The organism is Mycolicibacterium sp. XJ662, from assembly GCF_053484035.1.
This window is the reverse complement of record NZ_JBEFTL010000001.1, coordinates 1,078,395-1,096,298: the sequence shown is the minus strand read 5'-3', so window position 1 is coordinate 1,096,298 and position 17,904 is coordinate 1,078,395. Positions and strand designations below refer to the sequence as shown.

Sequence of the window (17,904 nt, the reverse complement as noted above, 5' to 3'; positions counted from 1 at the left end):
GTCGAGTACACCAATGGGATGCCGCATCCGACCGACGACGTCTGGGAAGTGCTGTCCACCGCCCGCTCGATCCGCCGATTCACCGACGAACCGGTGGACGACGACACGCTGTACCGCTGCCTGGAGGCCGCGACGTGGGCGCCAAACGGGGCCAACGCGCAGCTGTGGCGGTTCATCGTGCTCGACGCGCCGCCGCAACGCGCGGCCGTCGCCGAAGCGGCCCGAATGGCGTTGGCGACAATCGAATCCGTATACGGAATGAGCCGCCCCGCCGCCGACGACGACAGCCGTTCCGCGCGGAACAACCGCGCCACTTACGAACTCCACGACCGCGCCGGTGAGCACACCTCGGTGCTGTTCACCGCGTTCAAGAACGAGTTCGCCTCCGAGTACCTGCAGGGCGGCTCGATCTACCCCGCGATGCAGAACTTCTACCTCGCCGCACGTGCGCAGGGCCTGGGCGCGTGCTTCACGAGTTGGGCGTCCTACGACGGGGAGAAGGTCCTGCGCGAAGCCGTCGGCATCCCCGACGAGTGGTTTCTCGCCGGGCACGTGGTCGTCGGCTGGCCGCGCGGCAGCCACGGTCCCGTGCGGCGACGGCCGGTGGCCGACGTGGTGTTCCGCGACCGGTGGGATCCCGAGCGCGCCGACATCACCTACGGCCGGGGCGCGCGGCCGCGTCACGGAAACTAGCGCATGACGTGCGCCTGCTGCTGGTGCGGATGGACGTCGAAAAGCTCGCGGTACGACGGGGGTTGGCGGCCGTCCTCGTCCTGAATGCCGTACTTCACCGCGAGCTCGGCACCGATCAGCGTCTGCCCGCTGACGTCCATCCGGTCGGGGTCGTCATACAGAGCTTTGATGACGTGGCCGGTCAGCTCGGGAGTCTCCGCGGTGTCGAGGATGCGGCTGAACTTGGCCGGGTTGCCGGCTATGATCTTCCGCACCCGGTCGGTCAGCAGCGATCCCATCCAGATCGAGACCACCGTGACGCCAAAGTCGTTGAAGTCCACCGCCATATCGGCGGCCATCTTGTCGGTGCCCGCCTTCGGCACACCGTACGCGGGCCCGAAGGCGTAGTGCACACCGCCCGACGACGACGTGAGCACCACCAGGCCGTCGCGCTGCGGCAGCATCAGCGGCGCGGCATAGACCGTCGCGACGTAGCTGCTGCGTAACCCGACGTGGAGGGTGTCCATCACGTTGACGGGTTCTTCCCAGAACTTGGTGCGGGCCATCATCTCGTCGCGGATGATCGCGGCGTTGTTGACCAGGATGTCCACCCGGCCCTGCTGGCGTTCGATCTGCTCGAACAGCGCCTTGACCTGTTCGTCATCACCATGGTCGACGCGTACGGCGATGCCCTGCCCACCGGCGGCGGTCACGCGTTCGGCGGTCTCATGAATCGTGCCGGCAAGCGCTGACGTACCGGGCGTTTCGGTGCGTCCCGTGACGTACACGGTGCAGCCGTGGCTGCCGAGTGCGTGCGCTATCCCCGCCCCGGCGCCGCGGCTGGCTCCGGTGACGACGGCAACTGGCGTCTTCATCAGATGACCGCTCCTCCGTTGACCCCGACCACCTGACCCGTGACGTAGCCTGCGGCCTCCGAGCACAGAAATGAACACACCGCGGCGACGTCTTCGCCCTCTCCCAACCGCCCGGCCGGGATGGCCTGGGTGAGGTACTCGGCGGCAGGAAGTTTGCCTTCGGCCTGCTGGCGTCGCAGCATCGGCGAGTCGATCACAAAGGGCGGGATCGTGTTCGCGGTGATGCCCTTGTTCGCGTAGTCCAAGGCCACCGTCTTGGTCAGCGCGATCACACCGCCCTTGGTGGCCGCGTAATGACCCTGTCGCCTGGCGCCCTGCTGACCCGCGGCCGAGGATATCGTCACGATCCTGCCCCACCTTGCGGGCACCATGTCGGCAAGCGCGGCGCGCACGCACAGGAAGGTGCCGGTGAGGTTGACCGCGAGGTAGCGGTTCCACTCCGCCAAGGTGATCTGGTCGAAGCGGGTGAACCCGGCGATCGCCGCGCTGGTGACCAGGATTTCGACCGCGCCGAGTTCGGTTCTCACCGTGTCGAATGCTGCCGCGACGGCGTCCTCGTCGGAGACGTCCACGCCGACGGCGGCGGCCGATGTCCCGTCGGCGCGCAGTTGCGCCGCTGCCTTCTCCGCGGCTTCGGAGTCGATGTCGAGCACCGCAACGCGGTGCCCGTCATTGCCCAACCCGGTGCAGATCGCGTGCCCGAGCCCCGATGCTCCCCCCGTCACCACCGCCACACGGCTCACCACGCGTCTCCTCACTCGAACGAACACTCGCTATACGAACGTACAGCACCTGCGATACGCTGGCACGGTGGACGACCTGTATTACGACCCGTGGAACGTCGAGATCGACATCGACCCGTATCCGACGTACCGGCGGCTGCGCGACGAAAGCCCGCTGTATTACAACGAACGCCACGATTTCTGGGGCCTGAGCCGATACGCCGATGTCGACGCCGCGCTGCGTGATCCGCAGCGCCTGAGCTCGGCCAAGGGCGACATCCTCGAAGTGGTCAAGATCGACCCGGTGATGCCGCCGGGGGTGTTCATCAACGAGGACCCGCCGCTGCACACGATGCACCGCGCGTTGGTGGCGCGGGCGTTCATGCCGAAAAAGATGCGCGCGCTGGAGGACAAGGTGCGGGCCTTCTGTGTCGCCTGCCTGGATCCGCTGGTCGGCGGTGACCGCTTCGACTTCGTCGCCGATCTCGGCGCCGAACTGCCCATGCGCACAATCGGAATGCTGGTCGGCATCCCCGATGCGGATCAGCCGTCGGTGCGCGCACAGGCCCACGCCGTGCTGCGTAACAAACCCGGCGAACCGCTTCCGGTCAAGAAGGACCACTACTTCGACGGCGACATGTTCACCGACTACGTCGCCTGGCGCAAGAAGAACCCCTCCGATGATCTGATCACCGAACTGCTCAACGTCGAGTTCGAGGACGAAACCGGTACGACGCGGCGGCTGCGCACCGACGAGCTGCTGATCTTTCTGGCCGTCATCGCCGGTGCCGGCGTGGAGACCACCGGGCGGCTGTTCGGCTGGATGGGCAAGGTGCTCGCCGAGCATCCCGACCAGCGCCGGGAACTCGTCGAGGACCCGTCGTTGATTCCCGCGGCGATCGAGGAACTACTGCGCTACGAGCCGCCCGGCCCCCACGTCGCGCGGTACGTCGCCGAGGCCGACGTCGAGTTCCACGGCCAGACGCTTCCCGCGGGCAGCGCGCTGTTGCTGATGCTGGCGTCGGCCAACCGCGACGAGCGTCATTTCGACAAACCCGACAGCTTCAACCTTCACCGTAAGCCCAGTGGACACTTGACGTTTGGCCGCGGCCCGCACTTCTGCCTCGGCGCGCCACTGGCGCGGCTGGAGGGCCGGATCGCGCTCGAGGAGGTGCTCAAGCGGTTCCCGAAGTGGGAGATCGACATGGCCGGGGTGCGGCGGTCCCGCACGTCGACGGTGCGCGGCTGGGACAGGATGCCCGCCGCCATCGGGTGAGCGTTCGGACCTACCGGTCCTGCAGGATGAAATCGGCTGCGCGCCAGGCCATTGCCATGATCGGCCCGTTGAGGTTGCCCGCGACCATGGTCGGCATCACCGAGCAGTCGACCACGCGCAGGCCGTCGATACCCCGCACGCGTAGCTGGGGATCCACCACGTCGTCGTCGCTGGGGCCCATCGCGCAGCTGCCCGCGGCGTGGTAGCCGCAGTAGCCGCCGTCGAGCACGGAGTCCACCAGCTCCTCATCGGCTTGCACATCCGGGCCCGGATAAGTCTCATGGGTGATGCGTTCGGCGATCGGAGACTGTTCGAAGATGCTACGCATGCGGCGTAGGAGGTTCGCGGTGGCCTCCCGATCATGTTCTGTGCCCAGGTAGTTCGGGTTGATGCGCAGCGGCGCATCGGGATCGCCGGAGGTGATCTCGATCGACCCCTGCGCTGTCGGGCGCAGCACCATCCCCAGACAGGAGACGCCGGCCTGGCGCTGGATCGCGACCGGTTCGCCGGTGTTGTACGGCGGGATCGTCCACGGCCCCAGCATTACCTGTCCGTCCGGACGCTCGGCGCCCGGCTGGGTCTTCACGAAACCGACGACGTCGAACGACGGTGCGGCAAGGGGACCTTTCCGCGTTGCGAGGTATTTCACGCCGGTCAGTGCCTGCCCGAGGTTGGTCGCGAGCTGGCGGTTGTAGCCGAGGTCGTCCTTGAGCTGGTATCGCAGGGTGGCACAGCGGTGCTCGTGTAGACCGCGGCCGACGTTGTCGCGCTCGAGGTAGACGTCGACGTCCGCGGCCGCCAGCACATCGCGCGGACCGACGCCCGAAACCTGCAGCAGCTTGGGGCTATTGAGGCTACCCAGCGACACGATCACCTCGCGGGTCGCCCGGATCTGTGCGGTGCCGCCCTTGGTGTCGACCTCGACACCGACGGCCCGGTCACCGTCGAACAACAGGCGGCGCACAACGGTGCGGGTGCGCACGGCGAGGTTCGGCCGGTGCGACGCAGGTTTGAGGAAGGCGGTGGCGGCGCTGACCCGGCGGCCGTTCTTGATGGTCGCGGTGGCGTATCCGATGCGCTCGTCGTCGCTTTCGTTGATGTCCTGGACCCGGCTCAAACCGGTTGCGGCGGCGGCGTCGAGCATCTCGGCGCACAGCGGGTCTGGATCGCGGGGTACCGAGATGTGAAGCGGTCCGCCGACACCCCGCGTCGGCGACGGGCCGAACACGTTGTCCTCGAACTGCTTGAAGATCGGCAGGATGTCGTCCCAGCCCCAGCCCTTGTTGCCGAGGCGCTCGAGACCGTCGTAGTCGGCGCGGTGACCGCGGTTGTAGATCATGCCGTTGATCGAACTCGACCCGCCGAGGGCCTTGCCGCGTAACCACTGTTCGGTGTGCGGGGTGCGCCCGAACGGTGTGGTTTCGTAGTGCCACATATGCTTTTCGCTCTCGAACAACATTCCCGAGCCTTTGGGAATGCGGTAGAGCGGATTGCGATCCACGCCGCCGGCCTCGATCAGGAGCACGTTGACCTTCGGGTCGGCCGACAGGCGGTTGGCCAGCACGCATCCTGCCGAACCCGCACCCGCGATGATGTAGTCATATCTCGTCATGCCCCGGCCCCTTCGCCCGTAACGCTGTACGAGCGTACAGGACAGGCTCAGCCGGCGAGGCGTCGACGGGCGCGCCGCTGGATCTCGGCGGCCAGGGCGTCGGCGACCAGGATGTCGGGCAGCAGTTCGGGTTCGGTCATGATGGCGCGAAACACATAGCCGATGGTGATGCCGTGTTCGGGACGGTCGGTGACGGTCACCGGATCGCCCGTACGTACCGGGCCGGGGGTGATCACCCGAAGGTACGCGCCGGGCTTCGCGGCGCGGGTGAACGTGTTCATCCAGCCGCGGATGCCCAGAAACTGGGTGAACGTACGGCACGGGGTGCGCGGCCGGGACACCTCCAAGACCAGGCCGCCGGACCCCACCGTCCACCGCTCGCCGATCACCGCGCCGGTGACGTCGATCCCGGCGGTGGTGAAGTTCTCGCCGAACATGCCGGGGCTCAACGGCCGCTGCAGCTGCCGCTCCCAGTCGTCGAGGTCTTCGTGCGCGTAGGCGTACACGGCCTGGTCGTCGCCGCCGTGGTACTTGCGGTTGCCGATCAGGTCACCGGTCAGGCCGCTGCCGAGCCCGGCGCGTTTACTGCCGGGCGCGCGCACCTCGACGGGTTCGGTGGTCGGGCGCTTGTCGAAGCCGGTCTGACCCGACGGTCCGTCCGAGTAGCGGTGGGCGATGTTCACCGAGAGCACGCTTGGCACCTTGTAGAGCTTACGGAGTGCAGGGATCAGACCAGGTAGATCACGAACACCGCGCCGAACAACACGCCGAGCCAGGCGTCGGTGGACAGCCGCAGCCACCGCGGCGCGGTGCGCACCTCCATGAAGTTGCGGATGATCAGCCGGGACTTGAGCCAGGCCAGGATCAGGACCAGGGCCGTGATCGGGGCGCTGGCGTGCACCGTGTTGGTGAAGTGTGCGGGCGCCAACCACCACGACGCCAGCGTGATGGCGGTCAACAGGATCCAGCACCACGTCATCCGCGCCGAGGTGGTGTGGGGATGGGTTTCGGCGGTGTCGGTCACGGTCACCTCATCACGTAGAGCAAGCCGAAGATGATGACCCACAGCAGATCCACCATGTGCCAGTAGATTGCGCCGGACTCGACCATCGAGACCCTGCGGCGGGCGGGGTTGCGCAGTTCGCGGATCACGACGCCCAAGACGATGAGCCCGATCAGCACGTGCACCAGGTGCACCCCGGTGAGCACGTAGTAGAACGAGTAGAACATCTCCGAGTTGGTGTGGCCGGCGGTGATCTTGCTGCCCCACTCGTACGTCTTGAAGACGATGAACAGGAGACCGCCGAAGCCGCCGGCGTAGGTGAGCCGGATGGCGTCGCGGTGGCGGCCGTCGCGCGCCGCGAGCACGCTGCGGGCCACCACCCAGGAACTTGTCAACAGGATCACCGTGTTGATCACGCCGATGTTGATGTCGAGATGCTGCTGCGCCGCGAGGAACTCCTCGGGGTTCATGGCCCGGTAGACCATGAAGATGACGAAGTAGCCGGCGAAGATGATCAGGTCGCCCAGCACCATCACCCACATGTGGATGTCGCCGGGCAGGTGATCGAGGCGGCTGGTACCCACGGCGGCGGGTAGCGAATCCGATTGCGTCATAAGATCAATCCACGGGTGGGGCGTCGATGGGTTCGCGCAGGGTCGCCCGCTTCAGCAGCATGATCAGCGCACCAAGCCAGATCGTGAACACCACCACCGACCACCAGAACGCCAGCGATCCGTTCCACGCGAACGGCCCCGAGTAGAAGACGAACATCTGGGTGGCGATGACCTCGGTGATGATCTGCCAGATGCTCACGTAGGCAAACCATTTCGGAAAGATGTCGTTTCGGTCGTAGAGGATCGCGATCGCCAGCACCAGGTACGCGACCGAGAAGCACCCCAGTGAACCGTTGTAGGACAGCATGCCGACGTCGTAGAGCATGCTGACCAACTCGGGGTCGCGGTCGGCGCGAAACGCGGCGGTCAGAAAGCACACCGCCACCAGAAGGAAGCCCGGCAGCGCGCCGACGCCCATCCCGCCGATGTAGGCGTAGGCGAAGACGGATCCGACCGACATCCGCTTCATCTGGTAGGCCACGAGCCCGTTGGTGATCGCCGCGCCGCCGAGCAGGACCAGCAGCAGGCTGAACCCGATCTGGATGGTCAGGCCGTTGGTGGTGAAGAACGCCACCTTGTCGGCCGCGGTGACGTCGGGCCGCGGCGGTGGCGTCACCCGCGCCAGCACGCAGATGATGACGCCGAAGACCGCGTACCACATCGGAAAGAACCAGCACACCAGCCGCACATCGGGTTTCCCGCCGGGGACGTGCGCCGTTCCGGCCGACCGGTCAGGTGTCAGGGTGCTCACCGCGGGGCGCCCGCCACGACTCCCTCTTCGAGGGCTTGTTGGTGAACGGCCCGGCGCAGCACGAAGAACATCACGACGACGTACAACGCGAAGGCGCCGTTGCGCACCCAGAACGAGAGGAAGCCGTCCCAGGCCAGGGGTCCGGTCGAAAAGACCGCCGCGCCGGCCGCGGGCATCATGGCCACGGCGGTCGCCGCGGAGTAATAGCCGACCCAACGGGGAAAGACCGGGTTCGGCCCGTCGTCGAAGTAGACCGCGACGCCCAGCAACACGAATTGGGCCACCACCATGCCGATCGGTGCGATGAACACGATGAACGCCAGATCGTTGAGCACCTGGACGATCTCGGGGTCGCGGTCGGGGCGGAACGCGGCGACCAGGAAGAAGATGTTGGAGAGCGCGAAGATCGTCGCGCCGCTGACCACCGCGGTGAGATAGCAGTACGCCAACACGTGGCTCTGGGTCTTCATCCGCTTCATCTGGACCACGATCACCATGAAGAACGGCAGCACCATGATGCCGCAGAGGTTGAACGTCACCTGGCTGAACCGGATCCATGCGGTGTTCTCGGCGTAGAACGAGGCGACCTGGTCGGCCGTCAACGTCGGCGACATCGGCGGCCAGAAACCGGGAAACGCCAACAACGCCACCAGCAGCACGGCGCCCACGGCGGGCCCGGTCCACAGGCTCACCCACTGCGCCTTGATGTTTCCGGCTTTCGGCAGGTCCTGCACCTGCTCGAGGATCTGCACCGGCCGCCTCCCGAGTTGACTTAAGTCAGATGTCGAGCACCCAAGTCGGTGACTCCCGGACATGCCTTATGTCGCGCATGTCGCGGTATACCAGCCGGATCGCTCTGGCTGAACCGTAGCGGTTGGCTGCGGAGATGAAAAGACCTTTTCTGACTCGAGTCGGTTTTTCTGGCGTAGACTCGCCTCGGTGCGCAGCGACAACGTTCAGGAGCGCGGGACGAAGGGCCGCCAGACCCGCGAGCGACTGCTCGGGGCGGCGATGGCCGAGTTCAAACGCGACGGGATGGCGGCGGCCGACATCGCCGCGATCGTTTCGGCGGCCGGCGTCGCACACGGCACGTTCTTCTTCCACTTTCCGACCAAGGAGCACGTCCTGGTGGAACTGGAGAAACGTGAAGAAGAGCGGATGGCCGCGGAGTTGAACCGCTTCTACGCCAAACCGCACGACGTGCGGGCCACGCTTGCCGAAGCGGTGCGCGTTCTCGAGGCGCTGGAGCGGCGTCTGGGCAACCGCTTGTTCAAAGATTTTCTGGCACTGCACTTCTCGACCACACGGCCACCGTCTGAAGAGTGGACGAACCACCCCGTCATCGTCGCGGTGGTCGAGGAACTTCAACGTGCGCGCGAACGGGGGGAGATTCCCGCCGGGGTCGACGTGATGCTCAACGGGGTGTCGTTTCTGGTGGGGCTCTACGCGTTGTTGATCACGATGCCGGAGTCCAAGGAGATCCGGACCCCGGTCATCGACGAATATCTCACCACTTACATGTATGGCCTACGGGCCATGTGACCCGCTGACGGGGTCAACTTGTAGCGTGGTTCGCCGCCTCCTCACGGAAACCCGAAATGGAGGCGATTGCGGCGATCACGAACGCGATACCGGCAACAGGTGCCAATTCACTTTTCAGTGCCAGCCCGGCGACCATCAAACCGAAGGCCACCACGGACAACAACATGAACAGGTACCCGACCGTTTGATGTGAAATACGCCTGAAGAAATCCGACATTTTTCTCACCTCGCAATCCGGCGCGCCGGGACCCGGCTGGGCCGCCGGTGCGCCCCTCAATCAAAACGATACGCGTAGCGTATCGCTACGCTTAGTGTAGCGCATAATGGCCCAGGAAGACAGGCCCCGAACCGACAGGGAGACGTTGATGCCACAGCGACAGGCAGTCGAGGAGGCCATCGCGGCGTCGACGTTGCGTCTGCTGCGCGCGGGCGGTCCGCGGTCGGTGACCGTGGAGGCCGTCACGGCCGACTCCGGCGTCGCCAAGACCACGATCTACCGGCGCCACCGCGACCGGCGGGACATGCTGTCGGCCGCGTTGTCGCGGCTGACGTCCACAGAACCGCTCAGCACGAGCGCCGATGCACCGCAGCGGCTGCAGTGGACCATCCGGCATGCGGTCGCGACGGTGGACGAGGGCATCGGGTTCGGCGGGCTCGCCTCCCTGCTCAGCGAGGAGGACCCCGAGTTCAGCGCGCTGTTCCGCAAGATCCTGGTCGCCCAGCGCAAGAAGTTGGTCGCCGTGATCGACGGCGGCAAAGCCGAAGGCACCTTCCGCGCCGACCTGGACGCCGAGACCCTGCTCGACGCGATTGTCGGTGCCTACATCGCCGAACGGGCCCGTAGGGGCCGGGTCGGCAAGGACTGGGAGGACCGGATTTTCGTGCTGTTCTGGCCGACCGTCAGGCCTTAGCGCTTCGGACCAGGGGATTCGCCCTATAAATATCTATGTGCTATGCATATATTCGTGCCGCACTCCCGCTACGACCGACTCGACGACCTGCTGACGCGCATTGCGATCGCGCGCCAGCGGCCGAGCTGGCGTGACCGGGTACTTGACGGCAGCGGCCCGGTGGCCAACCCGTCGACGCTGCGCGTGCTGCGGGCGGTCGAACAGTGTCAGCAGCTCGGCGCGGGCGCATCGGTCGGCGACGTCGCCGAATTCATGGCCGTCGAACACTCCACCGCAAGCCGCTCAGTCGCCGCGGTGGTCGCGGCCGGGCTGCTGACGAAGAACTTCGCCGCCGACGATCAGCGGCGCTGCGCGCTCGTGCTGACCGACGCGGGATGTGAGGCGTTGCAGGCGGTCACCGAGCGGCGACGCGAGCTGGTCGGCGAGATGGTCGCCGACTGGCCCGACGCCGACGTGGACACGTTGGTGTCGCTGTTGAGCCGACTCTCCGAACGCTTCGAAGGCGCGGTGACGCAGTGACGGCCCGTACCGAAGCACGCACATCGCTACCGCAACCGCGCGGTGCACTCGGGTTGATGTTCGACCGGGTGTTCGGCGCGTTGTTCTGGGGCAAGATGTTCTCGGTCGTCGCCGTGTGGACGCACGGCATCGTCGCGGCGATCGTGATGTTCGACGCCACGCATTCGGCGCTGATGGTCGGGCTGGTCGGCGTCGTGCAGTTCGGCCCGCAGCTCATCTTCAGCCCCACCACCGGCAAATGGGCCGACACCGGCGACCCCGCCCGTCAGATCCTGCTCGGCCGGCTGTTGTGCGTGGCGGGTTCGGGTTTCACCGCCGTGTGGCTGATCATCGACCCGGCGCAGCAGGGCATGTCGATCGCCGCTCCGGTGTTGCTCGGCACCTTGCTGGTGGGTCTCGGCTTCGTGGTGGGCGGGCCGGCGATGCAGTCGATCGTGCCCAACCTGATCCGCCCCGGTGAGCTGTCGACGGCCATGGCGCTCAACAGCATTCCGATGACGCTCGGCCGCATCCTGGGTCCGGCCACCGGCGCATACGTGGCCGCGCACTTCGGCTCGGGTGTCGCGTTCGCGGTCAGCGCCGTACTGCACCTGGTGTTCGCGTTCTTCCTGATCGCCGTGCGCTTCCCCGCGCCGCCGGCGCGCCTGGCCGACGCCGACTACCGGGTGCGCGCCGCGCTCATCTACGTCTGGCGGGACCGCCCGCTGCTGTTGGCGTTGCTCGCGGTGACCGCGGTGGGTTTCGCCTCGGACTCGTCGATCACCCTGGCGCCGTCGATGGCCAACGCGCTGGGCGGCGGCGCTGAACTCGTCGGCACCTTGTCCGCCGTCTTCGGTATCGGTGCGGCGGTCGGGATGGCGACGCTGGCGATGATGCGCGGACGGATGGCCTCGGCGAACGTCTCGGCGATCGGTCTGGCGGGGCTGGGCATCGGTTGCGCGCTGCTGGTCGTCACGCCGGTGACCGCGGTGGCGTTGGCCGGGTTCGCGTTGGCGGGCCTGGGCTTCGGCTGGGCGATGACCGGGCTGAGCACCGTCGTACAGGAACGCGCGCCCGAGGAATTGCGCGGCCGGATCATGGCGCTGTGGCTGGTCGGTTTCCTCGGTTCGCGCCCGTTGGCCGCGGCGCTGCTCGGCGGAACCGCCGACGCGTTCAACGTGCAGGCCGCCTTCGCGGTCGCCGCGGCGCTGTGCATTGCGATGACGCTGTTCAGCCGGCCGTCGAAGCTGACCGGCGCGCTGCCGACCCGCATCTAACACCGCTAGCGGCTCTTGTCGGCCTCCGGGTTGATGCTCATCGTGACGTGCTCACCGTCGCGGATCACCTCGATCGGCGCGTCCTGACCGACGGTCAGGGCCCGTACCGCGACGACGAACTCGTCGACGCCGTCGATCTTGCGGTCCCCGATCTTGACGACGACGTCGTTCTCTTTGAGTCCGGCGCGGTCGGCCGCACCGCCGGCCACCACCCGCGTCACCTTCGCTCCGACGAGGTCCGGTTCGTTGACCGACTCCGCCGTCAGCCCGAGCGTGGGGTGCCTGATCTCCCCGTGGCGGATCAGCGTCTCGACAACGTGCTTCATCTCGTTGGCCGGGATCGCGAAGCCCAACCCGCTGGCGCTGTCCGAGAGCGACTTGCCCGCGGTGTTGATGCCGATCACCTCGGCGTTCATGTTGATCAGCGGACCGCCGGAGTTGCCGTGGTTGATCGGGGCGTCGGTCTGCACGGCGGCGATGACGATCTCGTCGGACCCCTCGCCGGGGACGCGCACCGCACGGTCGAGCGCGCTGATGATGCCCTGGGTGTCGGTGCTGCGCAGGCCCAGCGGGGCACCGGCGGCGATCACCTCGTCGCCGACGCGCAGCTTGTCGGAGTCGCCCAACCGCGCGACGGTCAGGTTGTCGACGTCGTCGACCTTGAGCACCGCCAGGTCGGTTTTGGGATCGGTGCCGACGACGTTGGCCGGCACCTCTTTGCCGTCGTTGAAAATCACCGACACCTGGTACCGGTCGGGCGTCGAAGCCGCCTCGGCGATCACATGGTTGTTGGTGACGATGTAACCGCGCCCGTCGACCACGACCCCCGAACCCTGCGACCCTTCCGAATCGCTGACCGCTTCGATGGTGACCACCGAATCCGCCACGGCGGCGGCCACTTTGGCGAATCGTCCGTCGGGCAGATCACCTTCGTTGGTGGTCGAGAGCGTGACCTTGGCCGTGGTGAACGCCTCGATGACCTCGGCGGTCTTGCGACCTACCCAACCGCCTAACAGCCCGAGGACCAACCCGAGCACCGCCAGCGTCACCAACGCCGTCAACTTCAGCCGCTTACCGAACAGCACGTCGCGCACGCCCAGCTTTTCGGCGGGCGCGACCGGAGGCGCCGGGGCGGGGGCCTGCGGGGCGGGCGCGTCATAATCCGCGTCGACGCCGGCTGCGACATCGTCTGCGTCGTCGTCGGGGGCGGGCGCCGAACCGAACGCGGCGGCCAACACCGGGCCGGGTTCCTGGTCGGTCGGGGTGTACACCCCGCGATCGGCGTCGGCGCCACCGGGTCGGCCGAAGCCACGCTCGGTGGCCGCATCGACCTCCGGACGCCGGATCACGCGCGGCGTCGAAGCATCGCCGCTGGGCTGGCGCTCGTCGGTCACGCGGTTCTCACCCTTCCTCGGCGGCCTTCCTGGCGCGCTCCGTCATGGAGGCGACCACTCCGCCATCGTTCAAGATATCCGTGCCGGTCAGGTAGCCGGCTTTGTCGCTGGCACAGAACGCGAGCAGCTCCGCCATCTCTTCCGCTCGGCCCCATCGAGGCACCGCGGCGTCGGCGACCATGGCCCCGGCGCCAGCCTGCTCTTCCAACCTACCCATTTCGGTGTCGACGGATCCCGGCGAAACCGACACGATGCGCAGCCCGCGGCCGTTGAACCGTTCGGCCTGCGCGGTGCTGTACCACCGCACGAAGCTCTTGCTCAGGGCATACGAGATACCCGACCGGCCCTCCTCGGGCACGATCTCGCACGCTGCCAGCATGTCGGCCAGAAACGCGTCGACGTCGGTGAGCGCCAACGGGAACGTCGAGGTGGGGATCAACTCGTCGGGCAGCATATGGGCGGCCATCGAGGCCACGTTGACGATCGCCGCACCCTCGCCGGCCGCCTGGTAGAAGACCTCGTTGACGTGCAGCGTGCCCAGCGCGTTGGTTCGCATCACGTACTCGGCGTCGCCCATGCTCGGGCTCACTCCCGCGGTGTGAATCACCGAAACCAGCGGGCCGAGGCTGGCGGCGGTCTCGAAGAGCCGCGTGACCGCCTCCCGGTCGGTGACGTCGCAGTGCACGGCCGTCGCCTTGATGTCGTGGTCGGCCAGCGCGGCGGCCGCCGCATCGAGGCGGTCGGCTCGGACATCACCGAGCACCACGGTGTGGTCGCGGCCGACGATCTGAGCCGTCGCCTGACCCATACCGCCCGCACCACCGGTGATCACCACAACTCGATTCATATCGAGACCGTATACGCCACAGCGCCGCGTCTGCTGTGCACCTGGACAGGTAGGTTCGATGTGGTGGATCCCGCCGACGCCAGCATGCTGACCGGAGTTTCGGAGACAGCGCTGCTCACCCTGAACGGACGTGCGCACCAGGCCCGCCACCCGAAGGCCATCATCGACGACCCGATGGCGATCGAACTCGTCGACGCCATCGATTTCGACTTCGACAAGTTCGGCCGCAAAGGCCAGGAGATGGCGCTGCGTTCGCTGGCCTTCGACCGCGCCGCGATCCGATACCTGTCGGCGCATCCGTCGCCCACCGTCGTCGCGCTGGCCGAAGGTCTGCAGACCAGTTTCTGGCGGCTGAGCGAGGCGCTACCCGGCAGCGAATTCCGTTGGGTCACCGTCGACTTCGAGCCGATCATCGAGTTGCGTAAGAAGTTGTTGCCGTCCTCGCCGCGGATCACCGCCATCGCACAGGACGCGCTGGACTTTAGCTGGATGGACGCGGTGGACACCAGCAACGGCGTGATCATCACCGCGGAGGGTCTGCTGATGTATTTGCAGCCCGAGCAGGCGATGGGTCTGATCACCCAGTGCGCCAAGCACTTTCCAGGTGGCCAGATGATCTTCGATCTGCCGCCGGTGCTGGTCAAGAAGTTCGCGCCGAAGGGGATGCGGGCCACCCGCCGCTACCGGGTCCCGCCGATGCCGTTCAGCTTGTCGGCGGCGCAACTGGCCGATCTGGCCAACACCGTGCCCGGTATCCGCGCCGTGCACGACCTGCCGATGCCGAAGGGCCGCGGGGTGTTCTTCGAGAAGGTGTTCCCCGCCTTCTGGCAGCTGAAGCTGACCAGGAACTACCGCGGCGCCTACACCCTGCTGGAGTTCGGCTGAGCCCTAGCCGCACACCGCGCGCTCCAGATCTTTCAACGACGTCTCGAGGTGACCGAGCAGGCGCTGCAGGCTCGGGACGCTGCGCCGGCATCCGACCAACCCGAAGTCTAGGTTGTCGGCGTTGGTGGCCAGCGTGATGTTGAGGGCAAGGCCGTCCACCGGAATCGAAAGCGGATAGTTGCCGTCGAGGCGGGCCCCGTTCCACCACAACGGTTCCCGCGCTCCAGGCACGTTCGAGATCACGATGTTGAACGGCGGCGGCGCGGTCCGCACGAAGCCCGGCACCAACGCCAGCGCAACGCCGCCGACCAAGAACGCCGACAAGGCGAGCTGCTGCACCCGCGGCAGCTCCGAATACACCCTCTTGTTGTCGCGCATCGACGCGGCGATGGTTTCGACGCGGCGCGCCGGGTCCTCGACGTCGGTGGCGAGGTTGCACAGGATCGCGCCGACCAGGTTGCCGCCACCCTCGGCGTCGTTCTCGGTGCGCAGGTTGACCGGCACCATCGCCACCAGCGGGGTGGGCGGAAGTGCGTCCTCCTCGGCCAGGTATGTCCGCAGCGCGCCCGCGCACATCGCCAGCACGACGTCGTTGACCGTTACCCCGGCTTCGTTCTTGACGTTCTTGATCCGCTCCAACGCCCAGGACTGCGCCGCGACGCGGCGCGCCCCTCCGATCGGCACGTTCAGCATGGTCTTGGGCGCCTGAAACGGCAGCGTCAGCTCCTGCTCGAGCAGCGCGGCCCGGGCCAGCGACAGCGTGTTGGGCGCGATACCCGCGACCGAACTCACCACCTGCCCCGCCGTCCGTAACAGCGATTTCCCGCCGCCCGCGGACCTGCGACGAGGCGGCAGGCTCCACGGTGCCCGCACCTGGGTGTCCGCGGAATCGGTCGACAGCACCCGCTGCATCAGCTTCATCGCCGAGACGCCGTCGATCAGCGAGTGGTGAAACTTGGTGTAGACCGCGAACCGGCCGTCGTCGAGGCCCTCGATGAGGTGGGCCTCCCACAGCGGACGGTGCCGGTCGAGCAGCGTGCCGTGCAACCGCGAGGCCAACTCCAGCAGTTCGCGCACCCGGCCCGGCGCGGGCAGCGCGGACCGGCGCAGGTGGTAGTCGAGTTCGACGTCTTTGTCCGACGCCCACGCCACGTTGGTGATGCCGCCGAAGAACGCCGGGCGTTTCCGGAACGTCGGCTGTACGTCGGTCTGCGACAGCAGGGCTTCGTAGGTCTCCTGCAGGAACTGCGGCCCGCTGCCTTCGGGCGGTTCGAACAGTTGCAGACCGCCGACATGCATTGGGTGTTCTCGGGATTCACCGAGCAGAAACAGCGCGTCGGTCGGGGAGATCGGCTGCATGGGGGGCCTCCAACGTCGATGCTTGTCAGCTTGCCTCTTATCCCCCACAACGCAAAGGGGAAAACCTGAGCGACCTTGATAGGGTCACAGCCACGAATTTCGCGGCGCTCTGCCGTTTTTGGAAAGGACGTCGATGCTCGCCCTGACAACCTGGACTGGCGCCCTGCTCGTCGCGACCGGGGTGATCGCCTATGTCGTCACTGCTTTTGTCAGCGTCACCGCGCTGATCCCCGCGTTCGTCGGGGTGCTGCTGCTGATCGCCGCGCTGGTCGCCCAGCGCGCGGAGAAGTTCCGCAAGCCCGCCATGCATGTGGCCCTGGTGATCGCGCTACTGGCCGCGCTGGGCGCGTTGCGGAACGTCTTCCAGCTCGGCGACCTGTTCGCGGGCACCGCCGAACGCCCTGCAGCGATCATCACGAGCGTCATCATGTTGGTGCTGCTCGTCATCTACCTGATCGCCGGTGTGCGGTCGTTCATCAAGGCCCGCGCGGCACGCTGACGGGCTCACGCCTGCGACAGTCGTTGCCGCAGGGTGGCCGCGCGCAGCGTGAGGTGGTTGCGCTCGGCAACGGTGTGCGCTTGGGCGGCGGCTTCGCCGTACAGGCGCGCGGCGGTGGCCAGGTCCCCGGCCCGCTCGCGTAGATGGGCGACGGCCGCGGTGTAGCGCGGTAGCGACGCGTCGAGTTCGGCCAGCGCGGCCAGCCCGGCCTGCGGTCCGTCGGCCTCGCCGACGGCGACGGCGCGGTTGAGCCGCACCACCGGGCTGTCGGTCAGTGCGACGAGCTCGTCGTACCACTCGACTATCTGCACCCAGTCGGTCTCGTCGGCGCTCTGCGCATCGGCGTGCAGCGCGGCGATCGCGGCCTGCACCTGGTACTCACCGAGCCGGTCGCGGGCCAGCGCGGCCTGCAGCACGGTCACACCCTCGGCGATCAGGTCGCGCCGCCACAGGCTGCGGTCCTGTTCGGCCAGCGCCACCAGGCTGCCGTCGGCGCGGATGCGGGCCGGCCGTCTGGCGTGGTGCAGCAGGAACAGGGCGAGCAGGCCGGCGACCTCCGGGTCGTCGGTGGCCGCGGCGAGCTGGCGGGCCAGCCGGATCGCCTCGGCGGCGAGGTCGACGTCGCCGGTGTAGCCCTCGTTGAACACCAGATACAGCACGCGCAGCACGGTGCCCAGATCGCCGAGCCGATCCAGCCGGACCTGGCTTACGGTGCGCTTGGCCCGGCTGATCCGTTGGGCCATCGTCGATTCGGGCACCAGATACGCCTGCGCGATCTGGCGGGTGGTGAGCCCGGCGACAGCGCGCAGCGTGAGCGCGACCGCCGACGCCGGCGTCAGGCTGGGGTGCGCGCACAGGAAGTACAGCTGCAGGGTGTCGTCGGTCCAGCCGGCCGGACCGGGCGGCGGTTGCGCGGCCACCCGTACCTCACGGCGACGCCGGGCGTCGTCGGATCGGCTGAGGTCGACGAAGCGGTGCCACGCCGTGGTGACCAGCCAGCCCTTCGGGTCACGGGGCGGCCGGTCGGGCCAGCTCTCGATGGCCCGGACCAGCGCCTCCTGCACGGCGTCCTCGGCGGTCGCGAAGTCCGCCCCGCGGCGAACCAGCGCCGCGAGCACGCCGGGGATCAGTTCCCGCAGCGCTGCGTCGTCCGCGCGCACCTGCGAC

21 protein-coding genes are annotated in these 17,904 nt (G+C 67.5%); 8 read left to right on the top strand and 13 right to left on the bottom strand.

Annotation, left to right across the window (positions count from 1 at the left end; genetic code table 11):
• Positions 1–18: 18 nt before the first annotated feature.
• Positions 19–693: a nitroreductase family protein gene (locus ABQE93_RS05095; RefSeq protein WP_448406532.1), complete on the top strand. Its 675-nt coding sequence runs from the start codon at positions 19–21 to the stop codon at positions 691–693.
• Here the strand turns inward: ABQE93_RS05095 and ABQE93_RS05090 are convergent.
• Together ABQE93_RS05090 and ABQE93_RS05085 are read right to left on the bottom strand one after the other, a co-directional pair.
• Complete coding sequence (locus tag ABQE93_RS05090; protein WP_448406179.1) at positions 690–1,547, bottom strand: SDR family NAD(P)-dependent oxidoreductase; 858 nt, start codon at positions 1,545–1,547, stop codon at positions 690–692. The two genes, ABQE93_RS05095 and ABQE93_RS05090, sit on opposite strands and share 4 nt — an antisense overlap.
• Complete coding sequence (locus ABQE93_RS05085; RefSeq protein ID WP_448406178.1) at positions 1,547–2,290, bottom strand: SDR family NAD(P)-dependent oxidoreductase; 744 nt, start codon at positions 2,288–2,290, stop codon at positions 1,547–1,549. The genes ABQE93_RS05090 and ABQE93_RS05085 overlap by 1 nt, the downstream gene beginning before the upstream one ends.
• 67 nt (positions 2,291–2,357) lie before the next feature.
• Between ABQE93_RS05085 and ABQE93_RS05080 the strand changes: the two genes are divergently transcribed.
• A complete protein-coding gene (locus ABQE93_RS05080; RefSeq protein ID WP_448406177.1) occupies positions 2,358–3,545 on the top strand; it encodes a cytochrome P450 in 1,188 nt (395 codons plus the stop codon).
• Between the two features lie 10 nt (positions 3,546–3,555).
• Here the strand turns inward: ABQE93_RS05080 and ABQE93_RS05075 are convergent, their stop codons facing one another.
• From ABQE93_RS05075 to ABQE93_RS05050, 6 genes are read right to left on the bottom strand one after another with little or no spacing between them, the layout of a single operon-like run.
• Positions 3,556–5,157, bottom strand: a complete 1,602-nt coding sequence (locus ABQE93_RS05075; RefSeq protein ID WP_448406176.1) for a GMC family oxidoreductase — start codon at positions 5,155–5,157, stop codon at positions 3,556–3,558.
• Between the two features lie 47 nt (positions 5,158–5,204).
• Positions 5,205–5,858: an MOSC domain-containing protein gene (locus tag ABQE93_RS05070; protein WP_448406175.1), complete on the bottom strand. Its 654-nt coding sequence runs from the start codon at positions 5,856–5,858 to the stop codon at positions 5,205–5,207.
• Positions 5,859–5,884: 26 nt separating this feature from the next.
• Complete coding sequence (locus ABQE93_RS05065; RefSeq protein WP_448406531.1) at positions 5,885–6,136, bottom strand: cytochrome C oxidase subunit IV family protein; 252 nt, start codon at positions 6,134–6,136, stop codon at positions 5,885–5,887.
• A 47-nt stretch (positions 6,137–6,183) separates the two neighbouring features.
• Positions 6,184–6,774, bottom strand: coding sequence for a cytochrome c oxidase subunit 3 family protein (locus tag ABQE93_RS05060; protein WP_448406174.1), 591 nt, complete (start codon positions 6,772–6,774; stop codon positions 6,184–6,186).
• Positions 6,775–6,778: 4 nt separating this feature from the next.
• Positions 6,779–7,525: a hypothetical protein gene (locus tag ABQE93_RS05055; protein ID WP_448406173.1), complete on the bottom strand. Its 747-nt coding sequence runs from the start codon at positions 7,523–7,525 to the stop codon at positions 6,779–6,781.
• Positions 7,522–8,277 carry a hypothetical protein gene (locus ABQE93_RS05050; RefSeq protein WP_448406172.1) on the bottom strand — a complete coding sequence of 252 codons (756 nt, stop codon included), beginning with the start codon at positions 8,275–8,277 and terminating at the stop codon, positions 7,522–7,524. The genes ABQE93_RS05055 and ABQE93_RS05050 overlap by 4 nt, the downstream gene beginning before the upstream one ends.
• 187 nt (positions 8,278–8,464) lie before the next feature.
• On the opposite strand from ABQE93_RS05050, the gene ABQE93_RS05045 reads away from it, so the two are divergent.
• Positions 8,465–9,067, top strand: coding sequence for a TetR family transcriptional regulator (locus ABQE93_RS05045; protein WP_448406171.1), 603 nt, complete (start codon positions 8,465–8,467; stop codon positions 9,065–9,067).
• A gap of 13 nt (positions 9,068–9,080) precedes the next feature.
• Here the strand turns inward: ABQE93_RS05045 and ABQE93_RS05040 are convergent, their stop codons facing one another.
• Positions 9,081–9,284 carry a hypothetical protein gene (locus tag ABQE93_RS05040; RefSeq protein WP_448406170.1) on the bottom strand — a complete coding sequence of 68 codons (204 nt, stop codon included), beginning with the start codon at positions 9,282–9,284 and terminating at the stop codon, positions 9,081–9,083.
• A gap of 148 nt (positions 9,285–9,432) precedes the next feature.
• On the opposite strand from ABQE93_RS05040, the gene ABQE93_RS05035 reads away from it, so the two are divergent.
• The 3 genes from ABQE93_RS05035 to ABQE93_RS05025 are packed head-to-tail and all read left to right on the top strand — an operon-like array spanning position 9,433 to position 11,753.
• Positions 9,433–9,978, top strand: coding sequence for a TetR/AcrR family transcriptional regulator (locus ABQE93_RS05035; RefSeq protein WP_448406169.1), 546 nt, complete (start codon positions 9,433–9,435; stop codon positions 9,976–9,978).
• A 42-nt stretch (positions 9,979–10,020) separates the two neighbouring features.
• Entirely contained in the window at positions 10,021–10,497 is a 477-nt protein-coding gene (locus ABQE93_RS05030) for a MarR family winged helix-turn-helix transcriptional regulator (protein WP_448406168.1), read from the top strand.
• A 56-nt stretch (positions 10,498–10,553) separates the two neighbouring features.
• Entirely contained in the window at positions 10,554–11,753 is a 1,200-nt protein-coding gene (locus ABQE93_RS05025; protein WP_448406530.1) for an MFS transporter, read from the top strand.
• Between the two features lie 5 nt (positions 11,754–11,758).
• Here ABQE93_RS05025 and ABQE93_RS05020 read toward each other — a convergent pair whose 3' ends face one another.
• Together ABQE93_RS05020 and ABQE93_RS05015 are read right to left on the bottom strand one after the other, a co-directional pair.
• Positions 11,759–13,147, bottom strand: a complete 1,389-nt coding sequence (locus ABQE93_RS05020; protein ID WP_448406167.1) for a S1C family serine protease — start codon at positions 13,145–13,147, stop codon at positions 11,759–11,761.
• 7 nt (positions 13,148–13,154) lie between these two features.
• Positions 13,155–13,994, bottom strand: a complete 840-nt coding sequence (locus ABQE93_RS05015) for an SDR family oxidoreductase (RefSeq protein ID WP_448406166.1) — start codon at positions 13,992–13,994, stop codon at positions 13,155–13,157.
• A gap of 84 nt (positions 13,995–14,078) precedes the next feature.
• Here ABQE93_RS05015 and ABQE93_RS05010 point away from each other — a divergent pair, with 84 nt between their 5' ends.
• Entirely contained in the window at positions 14,079–14,879 is an 801-nt protein-coding gene (locus tag ABQE93_RS05010) for a class I SAM-dependent methyltransferase (protein ID WP_448406528.1), read from the top strand.
• 3 nt (positions 14,880–14,882) lie between these two features.
• Here ABQE93_RS05010 and ABQE93_RS05005 read toward each other — a convergent pair whose 3' ends face one another.
• Positions 14,883–16,238 (bottom strand): WS/DGAT/MGAT family O-acyltransferase, encoded by a 1,356-nt coding sequence (locus ABQE93_RS05005; protein ID WP_448406165.1) that lies wholly within the window; start codon positions 16,236–16,238, stop codon positions 14,883–14,885.
• A gap of 133 nt (positions 16,239–16,371) precedes the next feature.
• On the opposite strand from ABQE93_RS05005, the gene ABQE93_RS05000 reads away from it, so the two are divergent.
• Entirely contained in the window at positions 16,372–16,737 is a 366-nt protein-coding gene (locus tag ABQE93_RS05000; protein WP_448406164.1) for a hypothetical protein, read from the top strand.
• 5 nt (positions 16,738–16,742) lie between these two features.
• On the opposite strand, the gene ABQE93_RS04995 is transcribed toward ABQE93_RS05000, so the two are convergent.
• A complete protein-coding gene (locus tag ABQE93_RS04995) occupies positions 16,743–17,897 on the bottom strand; it encodes an RNA polymerase sigma factor (protein ID WP_448406163.1) in 1,155 nt (384 codons plus the stop codon).
• Between the last annotated feature and the right edge of the window lie 7 nt (positions 17,898–17,904).

Excerpts from the sequence above, each read along its gene's own strand:
- ABQE93_RS05010 (WP_448406528.1), top strand. The coding sequence starts at position 14,079 with ATGCTGACCGGAGTTTCGGAGACAGCGCTGCTCACCCTGAACGGACGT.
- ABQE93_RS05005 (WP_448406165.1), bottom strand. The coding sequence starts at position 16,238 with ATGCAGCCGATCTCCCCGACCGACGCGCTGTTTCTGCTCGGTGAATCC.
- ABQE93_RS05060 (WP_448406174.1), bottom strand. The coding sequence starts at position 6,774 with ATGACGCAATCGGATTCGCTACCCGCCGCCGTGGGTACCAGCCGCCTC.
- ABQE93_RS05075 (WP_448406176.1), bottom strand. The coding sequence starts at position 5,157 with ATGACGAGATATGACTACATCATCGCGGGTGCGGGTTCGGCAGGATGC.
- ABQE93_RS05025 (WP_448406530.1), top strand. The coding sequence starts at position 10,554 with ATGTTCGACCGGGTGTTCGGCGCGTTGTTCTGGGGCAAGATGTTCTCG.
- ABQE93_RS05015 (WP_448406166.1), bottom strand. The coding sequence starts at position 13,994 with ATGAATCGAGTTGTGGTGATCACCGGTGGTGCGGGCGGTATGGGTCAG.
- ABQE93_RS05000 (WP_448406164.1), top strand. The coding sequence starts at position 16,372 with ATGCTCGCCCTGACAACCTGGACTGGCGCCCTGCTCGTCGCGACCGGG.
- ABQE93_RS05030 (WP_448406168.1), top strand. The coding sequence starts at position 10,021 with ATGCATATATTCGTGCCGCACTCCCGCTACGACCGACTCGACGACCTG.
- ABQE93_RS05095 (WP_448406532.1), top strand. The coding sequence starts at position 19 with ATGCCGCATCCGACCGACGACGTCTGGGAAGTGCTGTCCACCGCCCGC.
- ABQE93_RS05035 (WP_448406169.1), top strand. The coding sequence starts at position 9,433 with ATGCCACAGCGACAGGCAGTCGAGGAGGCCATCGCGGCGTCGACGTTG.
- ABQE93_RS05090 (WP_448406179.1), bottom strand. The coding sequence starts at position 1,547 with ATGAAGACGCCAGTTGCCGTCGTCACCGGAGCCAGCCGCGGCGCCGGG.
- ABQE93_RS05065 (WP_448406531.1), bottom strand. The coding sequence starts at position 6,136 with ATGACGTGGTGCTGGATCCTGTTGACCGCCATCACGCTGGCGTCGTGG.
- ABQE93_RS05040 (WP_448406170.1), bottom strand. The coding sequence starts at position 9,284 with ATGTCGGATTTCTTCAGGCGTATTTCACATCAAACGGTCGGGTACCTG.